Raw genomic sequence first — 1,166 nt, 5'->3', positions numbered from 1 at the left:
CGCTTGCTAACCACCCGGAAGAACAAGAACATCCCTCCATTGATTGCCGCAATTATTAGCCAGCGACTATCCAGAATAATTTCCCCCTGGATCATTGTATCTTCGCCGACCTCCATAACAAACAGCAGCAACACTGTCATGGCGACAGTTATATATTCACGACGTAACACCGTTCTCCAACAAAAAGGCAATTCATCAGGCTGGTACTTTCGTAATATTAAAGGGAAGAAAGCCGGCGTTTTTTCTGCCCATTGGCGATATGAATCACCAAATTTTCTCAACAGAAATCTCTCCTCAACAAGAATTACACGTTCGAAGTAAAGCGCGAACGCCAGCACATAGTAAAGGGTTAACCATAAGGAGTGGAGCAATAGAATCACCCCCAAGCCTCCGACAAAATTCCCCAGGTAGAGAGGATTACGAACAATAGAATAAATACCGCGAGTGTTTAGTGAATCCGCCACCTGACTTTTGGTATTACGACCAGAGGTTCTTCGCGGGGTATGTCCAGTAGTCCAGACACGAATCCCAAGGCCCGCCACCACAAACGATATCGCGAACAAGTCCCACCACTGATCATAGGTGTGACTATCCAAAAAATATTGCACATCTATTAAGGCAACTATTACCGCGGGAATCATAAGCACCGCCGGAGCGATACTACGCCATCGAAAAGCCCAGTCACCTTGATTGCACAATGTAGAGTAAAGCATTTTTTCCTCCTAAACCCCCCGGCTGATAACCGCCGGGGGAAGATTAGATTATCGTTGTAACTCGACAGCTTTTTTGCTCGAGAAAAACGCATAAAGACTTGGCAGTACCAGCAACGTTAACCCCGTCGCCGACACTAGCCCCCCGACAATTACCACTGCCAGCGGCCTTTGCACCTCACTGCCCACCCCCGTGGCCAGTAACATGGGAATCAGACCCAGCATGGAAGTGAGCGCAGTCATCAGCACCGGGCGCAGGCGAGACACCGCCCCTTCGAAGATCGCCGTCTCCAGCGCTTCGCCATCGCGCAGCCTGAGATTGATGGCCTCTACCATGACCACGCCATTGAGCACCGCCACCCCGAACAGGGTGATAAAGCCTACGGAGCTGGGCACGGACAGGTACTGGCCGCTAAGGGCCAGGGCGAGGATGCCGCCAATGAGTGCTAGAGGAAC

Annotated in this window: 2 protein-coding genes; both read right to left on the bottom strand. The window is 50.9% G+C overall.

Going from position 1 to position 1,166, the window contains the following annotated elements; translation table 11 throughout:
- The coding region (locus A3754_RS02895; protein WP_063518804.1) for an isoprenylcysteine carboxylmethyltransferase family protein at positions 1–713 on the bottom strand (713 nt) is incomplete at its 3' end.
- 48 nt (positions 714–761) lie between these two features.
- Positions 762–1,166: efflux RND transporter permease subunit (locus tag A3754_RS02890; RefSeq protein WP_197468413.1), on the bottom strand; the 405-nt coding region annotated here is incomplete at its 5' end.

It is taken from the genome of Alcanivorax sp. HI0083 (assembly GCF_001635175.1).
Note: the sequence above shows the minus strand (reverse complement) of the source record. Positions and strands in the feature narration are given on the sequence as shown.